We start from the raw sequence: 13,266 nt of genomic DNA, 5'->3' as shown, positions 1-13,266 counted from the left end.
GTGGTGGTTCAGCAGCCTGCCGCGGCGGCGGCGTCCATCTGCTCCGACAGGGTGGTGAAGCCGGCGATGTCGGTGAACATGACGGTGACGACCGCTTCGCGCGGTTCGGCGATGCCGATCTCTCCGGTGCGCACCAGCTTGGCCACCAGCGAGCGCGGAATATAGGTCGAGAATGCACGCAGACCGATCAGCATGGCATTGAAGGCCGAAGCCTGGTTGTCCAACTCCAGCACCCTGCTGCGCGGCAGGGGGGTCACGCCGTCGAGATCGAAATCGGCGACGCGCGTGGCCTGGCCGGCAATCGCCTGGATCGGGCGCGACAGGCGCTTGCCGAGAAGAATCGCGACGATGACCGCCACCGCCATCGCGCCAAGTCCAAGCATGGCCGATCCCATGACGCGCTCGATTTCGTCACCGATCTGACTGGTCTTGAAATATGCGCCGAGCGTCCAGGGCCGGTCGCCATAGCCGGTGATCTCACGGGTAATAGCGACGTAAGTGTTCTCTCCGTCCCATGACGTCGAACCGTCCTTGTCGTCAACCTGGATTTCGGCAACCTCGATATCGCGGGTACGCTGCGTGCTGAACTCCGCTTCCGGTTTGCGCGCCTCATATCCGGCGAGAACCGGATCGCCGAAATTGGCGAGCGGCGTCAGCGGCAGGATGCCGTTCTTCAGCGCATCCGGGGAAGCCAGCCGCTGGTCCGCCAGGATGGATCCGTCGCCATCCAAAATGAAGGCATGCGTGCCGAAGCGCGACGACAGTTCCTGCGTGATTTTGGACAAGTTCTGCAGTTCCACCGCGGCGATCACCCAGGCCTTCGTGGCGCCATCGCGTGACAGCGGTGCCGAGACGTTGGCGAACAAGCCATATTCGTTGGCCACGAAGGCGCCCCACCTGCGTCCGTCGACCTGCTGGCGCTCTTCAAGAACGGCGCGCACTTGCGGCGATTTCTCGGTCTCGGCGGGGAGTTTCCGGATCGTTCCGGCAGGATATTTGGCGTCGTTGTCCCCGGTCACCGCCGCCCCCCTGCAAATCAGGTCGGGTGTGCAGATCAACATTGCGTTCACCCCCGGCGCTGCCGCCAGCGCACTGGCAAGTGCCGCCGACATCGCCTCGTCGTCGATCTGGAACTCGCCCTGCTTGTAGAGCTGCGCGACGCCGTCCACGGCGCTCTCGGCGCGCCCCATCTCGGCGCGCAGCAAATCCTCCATCGCATCGATCAGGAGCGTCGACTGGGCGCCGAGCAGGTCGAAAGTGTTGCGAAGGTTGGCGCCGACCGACAATGCGAGCACGCCGCCGACCGACAGGAACACGAGGCTGCCGAAACTCATCGCCATGATGACTGCAATGGGGATGCGACGCCGCTTCTTTTCGGGGCGGACCAGACGCACTGGTTGTGCGGACGTGCTCATGCGGCCAACGTCATAATGCGCCACCGCATTGCAAGCCCGGTGACGGCTTTAAGGAGAGGACGCGCCGAAGCATTCGCACCAATGTGGCGCCGATGTTTCCAGCGCCGATGATTCCGATCCTCATAGGGGTGTTCCTTTCGTAAACATGGAAGAGCGCCCGCCTCAGTCGCGGACGCGGGCGCCTCGAAGATGCGCCCCTTTCTCGCGCAGTGTCGAGAGTGTCAACTCCCGGAAAGGCGCATGCACGACACGATCGTCGCCGCCATGCAGGAGAACCGGGCGATCATCAAGTCGCATATCGAGCGAATGGTGACGATCTTTGTGCCGATCATTCGCGAGGGGACCGAGGCGGGCGAACTCAAGGTCGAGGACCGGCAGAAGCCGCCCGTGCGGTCAACACCGCGTTCACGCCGTTCTTCCACCCGATTCTGATCGAGCACTGCGTTCAACACGGCGAAGACACCGACGCGGGCCTGCGTGAGCAGATTCGGTTTATCCTGAAAAGCTCTCGGCAAGTCGGCCTAAGGCGCAGCGTGCCATATATGCAGGCACTGTGGTTCCGGAGAAGGGCGCGCGAACACAAGGTTTGCGTCGAAGGCCAACTCATCTTCAAAACCACGGCGCAAACGTTGCACGCGGCGCTGGCCGAACAGGGAATAACCTATGTGCAGGAAGAGATGGCAAAACCCTACCTCGTGCATATGATCTGACCAGGCGAATCCGGGCAGCCATACCGTCCGACAGTCGGCTCAGGATCGCCGAGCTGTAGCGCGAACGTCAGGTTTGGAGGAGGGCTACGAATGACTGGAATTGGCGCTGGTTGCTCGTTCTAATTGCGAACGTGAACGCAAAATCCTACCCAGAGAGGTCTTCCACGACGGGTACCAACCGTCAGGTTTTCACCACCAGGTACCTTCAAACGAAAGATCGGAGGGCAGCACGCCTCCGATCTTTTGGCGACAGGAGAACCGCCGGCCTATTCGCTTTTCCAGACACCCCATACATGGGGGTTTGCCGCGGGCCATACCGAATAGCCCTTNCAAACGAAAGATCGGAGGGCAGCACGCCTCCGATCTTTCGGCGACAGATGAACCGCCGGCCTATTCGCTTTTCCAGACACCCCATACATGGGGGTTTGCCGCGGGCCATACCGAATAGCCCTTTACTTTCGGCGACACGGCATCGAGGGACGGCTCGTAATAGAGGCCAAGGATCGGCACATCCTTTGCCATGAGTGCATGGAGCTGCTTGAACAGTGCCTTGCGTTGCCCGGCGTCGGTCGTGGCCATCGACTTCGTGTAGAGATCGAGAGCCTCCTTGCTGTCCCACTGCGCCGTCGGGTCGGTCGCCTTGTCGCCAAGGATGACGCCATACATCAGCGACGGATCGAGACGAGCCGAATAGCCAAAGGACTGGATCTGGAATTTGCCGACAAGGTAGTTGTCGAGCTGTGCCGCCCAATCCAGCACTTCGAGCTGGGCGTTGAAGCCTGCGGCCGTCAGCATCGCCTGCAGCAGCACGGCGTTCTCGTACATGCCCTGGTAGCGGGTGTTGGTCTGGATCTTGATCGGCTCGCCCTTGTAACCGGCTTCGTCCAGCAGGGCCTTGGCCTTGGCCGGGTCGTATTCCGGCCATTTGAGGAAATCGTCGTCGAAGAACGAGCTCGCCTGGGCGACGGCCGAGGGACCTCCCGTGGCGGCACCGCTGGTGCTGGCGGCGGCGATCTGGTTGATGTCGGCGGCATGCGCCAGCGCCTCCCGTATTTTGACGTTCGACAGCAGCGGGTCCTTGGTCTGCAGCAGGATCACCGTCCACGACAGGCCTTGCGTCGACAGCACCGTCATGCCGCGCGACTTGGCTTCCTCGGCACGCGATGATTCAAGATCGGGCAGGACATCGAGTTCGCCGGCAAACAGCGCGGTTTCCGCCGCCGCCGTGTCGGGGATGACCATGAAGCGCACCTCGTCGACATAAGCCTCACGGCTGCCGGCAAAGCCGCTCGGCGCCTCCTTCACCGGCTTGTAGTCTGCAAAGCGCTCAAGCACCAGATACTGGCCCTTGACCCATTCCTTCAGCGTGAACGGGCCGGTGCCGATGGCGGAATCGGCGAGCCACTTGCCGTCGGCGCCGACATTCTTCGGGCTGGCGACCCAGCCATTGCATTGGACACTGGCGAGTTGCGCCAGAAAGAGCGCATTCGGCGCCTTGAGCGTGAAGACCACGGTGCGTGGATCAGGCGTCGCCACTTGCTCGACCTTGAGGCCCTGGCTGCCGTCGAAGAAGGGAATGCAGAACCACTGATTGGCCGGGTCCATGCGGCGGTCCCAGTTCCATTTGACGTCGGACGAGGTCACGGCGTCGCCATTGTGGAAAACCGCGCCGTCGCGCAACGTGAAAGCATAGGTCTTGCCGTCGTCCGATACTGTCCAGGATTCGGCCAATGCCGGGCCGACCGTGAGATCGGCGCGATAAGCCACCAGCGTCTCAAAGATATGGTGCAGCACAGTGTCGGTGTTTGCGTCGCGATTGAGACCGTCGGTGGCGCGGATGTCTGCGTTGATGCGGACCTTGAGCGTGCCGCCGGTTTTCGGCTGCTCCTGCGCCATCGCCGGCAGTGCACAAATCATCACCGCGATTGTCGCCAGCACCTGAAACAATCGTCTTCCCATCATCAATCCTGTTCCCATTTTTTATCTCCAGTTTGACCGCAGTTTTTCAGCCGGGCGCGGCATTCAATGTCCGCGCAAAGAACTCCTTGACCTTGGCGATGAGCGCGCCGTCGTTGTGAGCGATGGCAGGCACGACATCCAACTGCACCTCGACGCCATGTCTCTCCAGGCTGCCCTTCAACGATCTGATCCGGTCGTTGCGGGTCGCGCCGGCGAGATCGGCGCCGGGCATCCACCAGTCATCCTCCGGTTTGATGGTGATCTCCCAGGTTTGGAGATCGTCACCACCGATCACCATCTGCACGGCGACCGTGCGCATGGCGTCGAGGTCGATGGTCTTGCCGAACACTTTCTCGAAGTCGCGCACCCCGACCCAGAAATCGTGATCGAAGTCGAGCAGGGTCACGACGCCCGGCGCACCGATCGATGCCGCCAGCAGACGTTCGGGATGGAGGAACAGGAAACGATGGGTGAAATGGCCGCCGCCGGAGAAGCCGTACATCAGCACGCGGTCGCCGCGGATGCGATAGCGCTCGCGCATCTCCTCGACCATGTCGAGCAGCACGGCATCGTAATGGAGGTCGCCCTGGCGCAACATCTTGTAAGAGGAAAGATCGCCCGGAAAACAGATATTCGCCGGGAACAGCGGGGCGAGCACGATCACGCCGTTCTGTTCGGCGAAGTCGGCGAAGGCGTCCCGGTAGGCGAGCATGCCGCGCTCGGTGCCATGCACGATCACCGCCAGCGGATAGGTCTTGTTGCCGTCCTCGTCATAGTCGTCGGGGACATAGGCGCAATAGGGGAAGCGCTGGTCGAAGCGGGAGGCGTACACCGTCGTGTGCCCGAAATCGTAATAGGACAGGCGCTTGCCATGTCCGCTGACGTTGCGCATCGAATTTTCCCTGATCTCAATTTCATTGTTTCATCATTTTGTGTGACTGAAAAGCATTTGTTTATCCACATCGTCAGGAAAGTACGTATTTTACATCGCGTAACGCCTGACATCATCGGGCAAGCGTGAGCAGCTATCCGGGCCGTCGCGCGTCAAGCCCAGCCGAGCGGCACGACCAACGACATTGTGAAGTTGTGCAGGTTGACTCGGTTGTCTGCTCGCCTAACTTCGCGGTCACATGATATTTTCCCGCATCCGCAGGCTTGTCCCTCTTGTTCTCCTGGCCGGCAGTTCGATCGTGTCCTCCTGCGTCGCGCCTGACGACACGTCGAACCACCCGAAGGAAGACGCCACAACGGCGGCGGCCCGCAAGGAGATGGTCGGTCTCAGCGAGGCGGACGTTCGAATGTGCGCCGGCTTTCCGACTGCCACCGCTGATGCGGGGGGAGGCCAGATCTGGACCTATCAGCGTACCGTTCAACGCGGCAATCTCAACGTGGTGATTCCAACCTTGGCCGTGGGTGCGATCCCGACGATTGGAGGATCGCTCAATGTCGATCCTGGCGGCTATTGCAACACGCAAATCCGAATGGTCGACGGCCGTGTTGCCGAGGTTGCCTACGCCGGCGACAACAACACGCCGAACCACCGCGATGCGCTCTGCGTCAGCACGGTAGACGGCTGCGTGGCCTATGCCCGCCAGCGCCATCAAGTCAGGACAAGAGCCAGCCCCAGGTAACCCGGCCAGCAAATCGGGTTCCAGCTAATCGGGCTGGCTGGCGCAACCCAGGCCCTGCAGCATTCGTTCCTGTTTCAGGCAGACGTTCCATATCCGAACCGTTGCCAGAGACGACCGCCGGCTCCCCGCCGATCGGCCCTTGCGGAAAGCCGGTCGGCCGGAACCATTCTTGGGGTCGGGAGTACAAGAGGTCGAAAGGACAGGGATGGCAGACGATGATCATCACCCGCAGGACATTCGTTAAGGCTGCCGCCGCTTCCGGCGCGGCTCTGGTGTTGCCGGCAACCGCGCCCGGCGCGCCGCCCGCGCCGGTGATGCGGACCGTGCCCTCCTCGGGAGAGATGCTTCCCGCTGTCGGCCTGGGCACCTGGATCACCTTCAATATCGGCGACGATCCGGTGCTGCGCGACGAGTGCGCCGAGGTGATGGCGGCCTTCTTCGCGGCAGGCGGCCGCATGATCGATTCCTCGCCCATGTACGGCTCCTCGCAGCCCGTGATCGGCTATGGCCTCGAAAAGCTCGGTCGGCCCGAAGCGCTGTTTTCCGCCGAAAAGGTCTGGACTTCCTCCGCCGACGGACCCGCGCAGATCGAGCAGTCGCGCCGCTTCTGGGGTGTGCCGCGTTTCGACCTCGTGCAGGTCCACAACCTCGTCGCCTGGGAGACGCATCTCGAAACCCTGTTCGCCATGAAGGCGGACGGGCGGATCCGCTATGTCGGCATCACGACGTCCGAAGGACGGCGGCACGACTTATTCGAACAGATCATGCGCGCGCATCCGCTCGACTTCGTGCAGCTCACCTATAACGTCGTCGACCGTGAAGCGGAGGAACGGCTGCTGCCGCTGGCGGCCGAGCGCGGCATGGGTGTCATCATCAACCGGCCGTTTCGGCAAGGCGCGCTGACGCGCCAGCTCCAGGGCGAGACGTTGCCGGACTGGGCGGCCGGGATCGGTGCTGCGACCTGGGCGCAGTTCATACTGAAATTCATCGTTTCGCATCCCGCCGTCACCGTCGCCATCCCCGCCACCACCCGCGTCGACCACGTGCGCGAGAACCTGTTGGCAGCGACCGGTCCCCTCCCCGACACGGCCATGCGCGAGCGGATGGCGGCCTATGTCCGGGACCTCTAAGCAGGCATTCGTCGGCTGGCCCACGAATGCCTGCCTGGATTCTGTTGTTTGTCGCAGGTTCATGTCGCAAAACCGTGGGAGGCTTTTGTGGAACCTGCTTGGATGTCGGAATGGTGGACCTACCGGCTGGAGGATTTCCTGCTCTTCTCGCCGCGCGTCTATTGGCGCATGTTCGAATTGGCCAATGCCGCGTTCTGGCCGCTGCATCTCCTGACGCTCGCCGCCGGCCTCGCCATTGTCCTGCTCGTGCTTAGGCGGCCGCGTCGCCATGGTCTGTGGATAGCGCTCGTCCTCGCGGCGCTCTTTGCCTTCGTCGGCTGGTCCTTGCTGTGGAGCCGCTATGCCGCGATCAACTGGGCGATCGCCTATGTCGCGCCGGCCTTCGGCCTGCAGGCGCTGCTGCTGGTGATCGGCGGTGCGCGCGGCGGCCTCGCCTTTGACCGGCGGGACCTCGCAGAGCGGCTCGGGCTGCTGATCGCGGTCGCTGGCCTCGTCGTTTATCCCCTGCTGCCGCCGCTCTTCGGGCGGCCATGGGCGAGCGCCGAGGTCTTCGGCATCGCGCCGGACCCGACGGCGATCGCAGCGCTCGGCGTCCTGCTTGCCGCGAGCGGCGGGCTTGTGCCGCTGCTGTTGGCGATCCCGCTGCTGTGGCTGCTGCTCAGCGGCCTGACGCTGCACGCCATGGGCGATCCGCAAGCCTGGCTGCCGCTTCTGGCAGCGGCCAGCACTGTCGCTGCTTTGACCCTGCGCCGTATCGCTCGGTGATGCCGGCACGATCGAGAAAGTCAGCCGGCTCCGGCCAAATAATACAAGTTCAGATGTAACCGAATTTTCTCCCTCTGAAATCGTAGCGTAACGCCGCACCGCCAGATTCGCACTTCAGCAGACCGCAGCCACACGCTCGCCGCGTGGATTGTCACAAGCCAGCCGGTTGCGCCAGCCGGTTGCAGTCGTGACTTGCTATGAAAGAGGAGGTGATCATGGCCAGTCAACTTTCGCGGACAGCGCCTCAGGCCAAAGATGCAACCGTCCAACCGATTGCCGCCACGCCGGAACTTCCTTCCGCCGTCCCGCTGATGGCGCTTTCGACCGGTTTCTGGGCCTTCAAGACTCTGGCCGCTGCGCATGAGTTGGACCTCTTCAGCCGCCTTGCGGGCGGCGCCGGCAAGATGGTTGCGGAGCTGGCGGAAGCGCTCAGCCTGCATCAACGCCCGGCCGAGATGCTGTTGACCGGCTGCGCTGCACTCGGGCTCCTGGAGAAAACCGGCGGCCGCTATCGCAACACGCCGTTAAGCGAAACCTATCTCGTGCGCGGAAAACCGTATTACTTCGGCGGCTTCGTGCAGATGCTCGACAAGCGGCTCTATCCCGGCTGGGGCAGGCTTACCGAGGCGCTGCGCACGAACCGGCCGACCACGTGGGACCCAGCTGTGCGATCCTCGGCGTTCGACGGCGAAGATCCGATGATGCTGGCGCTGTTCTGGGAGGCGATGCATTCGGTCTCCACGATGACCGCGCGCAAGCTCGGCGAAGCGATGGATTTCGGACATTTCCGCCGCCTCCTGGACATCGGCGGCGGATCGGGGGCGTACAACATCGAGCTTTGCAAACAGTATGGGGCGCTGCGTGCGACCGTGTTCGACTTGCCGCATGTCGCCGCGATCGCCGCGGGAAAGATTGCCGAGGCCGGTTTGACCGACCGGATCGAGACCGCAGGCGGCAACTTCTTCGAGCAGCTTCCCGGGGATCACGATTTGCATCTCCTGTCGATGATCCTGCACGATTGGGACGAGGCGAAGAACCGCGCCCTGCTGCGCCGGTCGTTCGGGGCTTTGCCGAGCGGCGGCGCAGTCGTCATCAGCGAGCTTCTCGTCAATGACGAAAAGACCGGACCGGCGCCGGCGGCGCTGATGAGCCTCAACATGCTGATCGAGACGGAAGGACGAAACAACACGCAGGCCGAATATTCGGCGTGGCTCGAGGAAGCCGGATTCCGGCACATCGAGACGGTCTGGTTCGAGGCACCCGGCGCGAACGGCGCCGTGATCGGCCGCAAGCCGTAAGGCGCAGTGGAACAGGCGCCCCGCAGTTCAACCCTGCGCGACAATGATGATGGAGGCCGAAATGGCTCACACGCAAACCCGCGTCGATCGTCACCGTCTGCTTGGACTTATGCTGAAAACCACAGCAACCGCAATCGCGGCGCTCAAGACCTGGCAACAGACCGTCTCAAGACGTCGGGCAATTGCTGGTTTGACCCCCGAGCGGTTGCGGGACATCGGTCATGCCGAGGCACCCGCGCCTGCGCTTGAGGTCAAGGCAGGTCTGGTCACGAACCTGATGTCGATGAGGTAAGTGAATTCGGCCGTCATCGCAGGTACACGGCCAGCGGCCGTCATGCATTTTTGCTCCTTCTCACAAGCTCAAGCAACTGGGCGCCTTGCCAGCAGCAGCCCGCATCCAAGCATGATCATGGCACCGCCCGAGCCTTCACGAAGACGGCGAACGAGATTCCCACGCGACGCCGCGCCATCGCGAAGTCTTCCGGCTGCAAACGCCACGACAATATCGGCGAGCGTGTTGAGGGCAACTGAGATGGCGCCGAGGATCAGGAACTGCAGAACGACGTGATCCGACGATGTATCGACAAACTGGGGAATGAAGGCGAGGAAGAATGCGGCCGTCTTCGGGTTCATCACTTCGACAAGAACGCCATCCCTGAAGGCCCGCATCGTGCCGACGGGCAGCTCCGAATGACCCAGCGACTTGTAGTCGAGCCTGGCATGGCGAATGGTTCGGTATCCCATCCAGACCAGATAGAGCGCGCCGACCACCTTGAGCGCCGTGAACAATTCGGCGCCTGCCAGCACGATCGCCGAGACGCCAAGGCTGCCGGCCACGACATGAAACAGCCCGCCGAGACCATTGCCAAGGCTCGAAGCGATTCCTTCCGAGCGACCGCCGGAAAGGGTTCGGGCGGCGACATAAAAAATCCCCGGACCCGGAGTAATCGCCAGCAGGAATGCCGTGAACAGGTAGACGGTGAAGGCGTTGGATTCCAGCATGGAAATGTCCTGATTAAGACTGTCTATCGAGCTTGCATACAACCAGCGGAGAAAACCGCATCGAGATGGTCGAGAGCGGCGGCGACGCGCTGCCGTGCCTGGTCCTTCAGCGGGAGGACAGGGCGTGGCGGATCGACGTCGCACAGGTTCAGAAGCCTGGCGACGACATACATCACCCTAAAACTGCCGAATTCCTTGAACAGCGCCCAAAGCGGTCCGAATGCGGCGTCGAGTCGCTCGACGGTCGCAGCGTCCCCGGCTTGCGCCGCTCGCGTCAGGGCCAGGGCCTGTGACGGCAGAAGTCCTGCGACGACGGAATACCAGGCGTCGCTCCCGGCGAGCAGCGCAGGCGCGCCGCCCCAGTCGCCGCTGTAGCCGATCCTGAATGCCGACCCGGTCGCAGACCGGAGGGAGGCAAGTTCGGACGTGAAGTCACCACCGGACGGCAAAGGCATCTTCACGGCTTCGATGTTCGCCACCTTCGACAAGCGGGAAATGAGGTCCAGGCTGAAGGTGAACCTGGTCGTGCCGGGATTGTTGTAGATGCAAAGCGGGAGTTGCCCCGCATCGGCGACTGTGGCGAAGTGTTCGAAGACCTCGTCGTCGACAAGCGGCGTATAGGAAACCGGAGCGAGGAGCAGGCCATCGGCGCCCGCAGCCTTCGCGTCACGGGCAAGGTCCACGGCATCGCTGGTCCGGATCGCTCCGACGCCGACAATAACCGGGATTTTGCCGCCGACCGTGTCCATTGCCGTTTCGATCGCCCGTCGACGCTCTTGTCGCGTGAGGAAAGCATAGGCGCCGGTACTGCCGAGCAGTCCGATGGAGTCCGCTCTCGCCTCCTCGATGTTCCTCAGAAGGCGCGCGAGGGCGACGGGGTCGAGCCTGCCGGAAGCGTCCGCCGGGGTGATCGGGAATGCTGAAAGGGCTTGGAAGAGTGACATGAAGGAACCTTTTCAGATGCGGGTCAGGAGAAGCTTTAGCCCGGCAAATCCGAAGAATACCGCCAGCGTGCCTTCGATCCAGCGCCGCGCCCGCCGATACAGGGCGACCATGGGAGCGGTCGAAAAGACGATCGCGTAGCCGCAGAAGATGGTGACGCTCAGCACCGCGCAGCCCGCGAGGATCACGAGAACCGTATGCGACGACGACCCGGGCCCGAGTCCCAGCGTCATCAGCGCGATCCATGCCAGGATCGATTTCGGATTGGTGAGATGCATCAGCAGTCCGCGCTTGTAGAGAGTGGCCGCCGTCGCCTTTCGTTCGTTGGTCGGGCGAAGCTGATCCTTGCCTGAAGAAAGCGCAGCCTTGCCCGCTTTGAAGGCGAGATAGAGAAGATACAGGCCTCCAACCAGCTGCAGGACCACGAGTGCCTGCGCGTATCGGCTGAGGATCGCCGAGACGCCTGTCGCCGCCATCAGGCCCCAAAAGATCGAGCCACTGACCACGCCGGACGCGATTGCCAGCGCGGCCCCGCGGCCGTCGTTCATGGCGACGGCCATGATACGCATATTGCTCGGCCCGGGACTGCCGGCAGCGATGACGTAGGCGGTAAAGACGATGATGAATTGGTCGGCCAGCATTTTACTTCCCAGGAGGTGCAATCTGGCGTCATCAATACAAGCACAACTGGCCCTGACCTAGAACCAGTTTTGAATAAAAAGCGCTGGTCCAGTTGGCCTCATGCCTTTGCCTGGCTGATTTTCCCGGTAATGTCTGGATCAACGAAACGTCTTCATTTGGGTAATCGCGAATGGCCCAGTCCAGCAAGCAGAATTCGTCGTCGGGAAGTTCGTCGTCGGGATTGGGCGCGCGCGGGATCTATGAGAACCTGCGGGAACAGATCGTGGCGGAGGTCTACGGCCGCGGAGACGTGCTTCCGTCGGCTCGTGCACTGGCGGTCGAGCTTGGCGTCTCGCGAACGACTGTGACGTCCGCTTACGAACAGCTCGCCGCCGAGGGGTTCGTGGTCATTCGACATGGCGCGCGGCCACGGGTGGCCATCAAGGTCGCGCACAGCGAGCCGGGAGACCTCGTTGATACAGCCGCAGAGCCACACAGCCTCTCCGCTTTCGCAGAAAGGCTTCGATCCCGAGCCATCCCGATGCGGGTTGCGTCGGAGAAGCTCGTCGCCGACTTCCGCTACGGCGACATGTCGGCCTCTGACTTCCCGACCCTTGCCTGGCGAAAGGCCATGAACGATGCTGCGCTGGGACGGCCGCTCAAGCTGTCCTATGGCGACCCCTGTGGCTTGATCCGCCTGCGTGCCGCCCTGCAGGGCTATCTATGGCGAGCGCGCAGCATCCGGTGCGAGGTGAGCGAGATCGTCGTCGTCAACGGTTCTCAGCAGGGACTGGATCTCTGCGCCCGCCTGCTTCTCGATGAGGGCGACGGCTTCGCCATCGAAGAGCCCTGCTACCCGATGGCACGGAGCGTCTTCGAGATGACAGGAGCCATCGCCGCCCCGGTGGAGGTCGACGCCGAAGGCATCAGGGCGGACTTGCTGGCGGATGTTGACGCGCGGCTGGCTTACGTCACGCCTTCACATCAGTTTCCCCTCGGAAGCGTAATGTCGATGGGTCGACGCCAGCAACTGCTAGGATGGGCGAAAGAGAAGAGGGCCTACATCGTCGAGGACGACTACGACAGCGAATATCGTTTCGACATGAACCCGATACCGCCGCTTCGCGCGCTGGGAGGCGCGTCGAACGTCATCTATATCGGTACGGTCTCGAAGACACTGTCGCCGTTGCTGCGGATCGGCTACGTCGTCGTTCCGCGTGAGTTGCAGGAGGTTTTTGCCCATGCCAAGCGGCTGACGGACAGGCATGCCCCCAGCCTCGAACAGGAGGCGCTTGCGACCCTGATGGAATCCGGCGTCTACGAAAGCCACGTGCGCAAGGCCCGGCGTCAAAATGCCCGCCGACGTGCAGCGCTCCTGGACGCTCTGCAGGCGGAATTCCGCGATCTCGTCCGGGTCGAAGGCGCAGAGGCCGGTCTGCACGTCGTCGTCTGGTTTCACGACACGCCGCCCTCCATGGCGGCATCGTTCATCGATAAAGCCGCCGCGCTCGGAGTTGGCATCTATTCGATATCGCCGCATTACTTCGACCAGACATTGGGTCGCAGCTGCCTCGGCCTGGTGATGGGATACGCAAGTCTGACCGAGGGCCAGATCCACAGAGGACTAAAGCTCCTTCGACGTGCTTACGAGGAGGCAACAGGCTGCGGCGATGTATCGTAGGTGCTCTACGGCCTGCTGAGGGAACAGGCGCGCGCGACGCGAAGGCAGCCTCGGCACCGCGCGGGTGGTGATCTGCCGCTAGAGCGCTTTGCGTTTTGGTGGACCAAAACCG

14 protein-coding genes are annotated in these 13,266 nt (G+C 62.6%); 8 read left to right on the top strand and 6 right to left on the bottom strand.

Features of this window, described 5'->3' with window-relative positions:
- Window positions 1-8: 8 nt before the first annotated feature.
- Window positions 9-1,415 (bottom strand): adenylate/guanylate cyclase domain-containing protein, encoded by a 1,407-nt coding sequence (locus X738_RS50905; RefSeq protein ID WP_245277600.1) that lies wholly within the window; start codon window positions 1,413-1,415, stop codon window positions 9-11.
- Between the two features lie 240 nt (window positions 1,416-1,655).
- Here X738_RS50905 and X738_RS86850 point away from each other — a divergent pair, with 240 nt between their 5' ends.
- Complete coding sequence (locus tag X738_RS86850; RefSeq protein WP_023797816.1) at window positions 1,656-1,847, top strand: hypothetical protein; 192 nt, start codon at window positions 1,656-1,658, stop codon at window positions 1,845-1,847.
- Between the two features lie 110 nt (window positions 1,848-1,957).
- The gene (locus X738_RS86845) at window positions 1,958-2,125 is read left to right on the top strand and encodes a hypothetical protein (protein ID WP_023797815.1); all 168 of its coding nucleotides are present in this window, start codon (window positions 1,958-1,960) and stop codon (window positions 2,123-2,125) included.
- A gap of 390 nt (window positions 2,126-2,515) precedes the next feature.
- On the opposite strand, the gene X738_RS50895 is transcribed toward X738_RS86845, so the two are convergent.
- Window positions 2,516-4,102 (bottom strand): ABC transporter substrate-binding protein, encoded by a 1,587-nt coding sequence (locus X738_RS50895; protein WP_084833638.1) that lies wholly within the window; start codon window positions 4,100-4,102, stop codon window positions 2,516-2,518.
- Between the two features lie 28 nt (window positions 4,103-4,130).
- Complete coding sequence (locus X738_RS50890) at window positions 4,131-4,976, bottom strand: hydrolase (protein WP_023797813.1); 846 nt, start codon at window positions 4,974-4,976, stop codon at window positions 4,131-4,133.
- Window positions 4,977-5,214: 238 nt separating this feature from the next.
- Here X738_RS50890 and X738_RS50885 point away from each other — a divergent pair, with 238 nt between their 5' ends.
- The 5 genes from X738_RS50885 to X738_RS50865 all read left to right on the top strand — a co-directional run bounded on the left by X738_RS50885 (window position 5,215) and on the right by X738_RS50865 (window position 9,200).
- On the top strand, window positions 5,215-5,715 hold the full coding sequence (locus X738_RS50885) for a hypothetical protein (RefSeq protein ID WP_023797812.1): 501 nt from the start codon (window positions 5,215-5,217) through the stop codon (window positions 5,713-5,715).
- A gap of 215 nt (window positions 5,716-5,930) precedes the next feature.
- The gene (locus tag X738_RS50880) at window positions 5,931-6,845 is read left to right on the top strand and encodes an aldo/keto reductase (protein ID WP_023797811.1); all 915 of its coding nucleotides are present in this window, start codon (window positions 5,931-5,933) and stop codon (window positions 6,843-6,845) included.
- Window positions 6,846-6,932: 87 nt separating this feature from the next.
- Entirely contained in the window at window positions 6,933-7,610 is a 678-nt protein-coding gene (locus X738_RS50875) for a DUF6064 family protein (RefSeq protein ID WP_245277599.1), read from the top strand.
- 215 nt (window positions 7,611-7,825) lie between these two features.
- Window positions 7,826-8,908 carry an acetylserotonin O-methyltransferase gene (locus tag X738_RS50870; protein WP_245277598.1) on the top strand — a complete coding sequence of 361 codons (1,083 nt, stop codon included), beginning with the start codon at window positions 7,826-7,828 and terminating at the stop codon, window positions 8,906-8,908.
- Window positions 8,909-8,969: 61 nt separating this feature from the next.
- Complete coding sequence (locus X738_RS50865; protein WP_031254423.1) at window positions 8,970-9,200, top strand: hypothetical protein; 231 nt, start codon at window positions 8,970-8,972, stop codon at window positions 9,198-9,200.
- 68 nt (window positions 9,201-9,268) lie between these two features.
- Here the strand turns inward: X738_RS50865 and X738_RS50860 are convergent, their stop codons facing one another.
- The 3 genes from X738_RS50860 to X738_RS50850 are packed head-to-tail and all read right to left on the bottom strand — an operon-like array spanning window position 9,269 to window position 11,493.
- Complete coding sequence (locus tag X738_RS50860) at window positions 9,269-9,910, bottom strand: LysE family translocator (RefSeq protein ID WP_023797807.1); 642 nt, start codon at window positions 9,908-9,910, stop codon at window positions 9,269-9,271.
- A gap of 23 nt (window positions 9,911-9,933) precedes the next feature.
- Window positions 9,934-10,854 carry a dihydrodipicolinate synthase family protein gene (locus tag X738_RS50855; RefSeq protein ID WP_023797806.1) on the bottom strand — a complete coding sequence of 307 codons (921 nt, stop codon included), beginning with the start codon at window positions 10,852-10,854 and terminating at the stop codon, window positions 9,934-9,936.
- Window positions 10,855-10,866: 12 nt separating this feature from the next.
- A complete protein-coding gene (locus tag X738_RS50850) occupies window positions 10,867-11,493 on the bottom strand; it encodes a LysE family translocator (protein WP_023797805.1) in 627 nt (208 codons plus the stop codon).
- A 170-nt stretch (window positions 11,494-11,663) separates the two neighbouring features.
- Here X738_RS50850 and pdxR point away from each other — a divergent pair, with 170 nt between their 5' ends.
- Complete coding sequence (gene pdxR / locus X738_RS50845; protein ID WP_031254421.1) at window positions 11,664-13,154, top strand: MocR-like pyridoxine biosynthesis transcription factor PdxR; 1,491 nt, start codon at window positions 11,664-11,666, stop codon at window positions 13,152-13,154.
- Window positions 13,155-13,266: the final 112 nt, after the last annotated feature.

Source organism: Mesorhizobium sp. L48C026A00 (assembly GCF_000502375.1).
In the GTDB taxonomy this organism is placed as follows: Bacteria; Pseudomonadota; Alphaproteobacteria; order Rhizobiales; family Rhizobiaceae; genus Mesorhizobium; species Mesorhizobium muleiense.
Note: the sequence above shows the minus strand (reverse complement) of the source record. Positions and strands in the feature narration are given on the sequence as shown.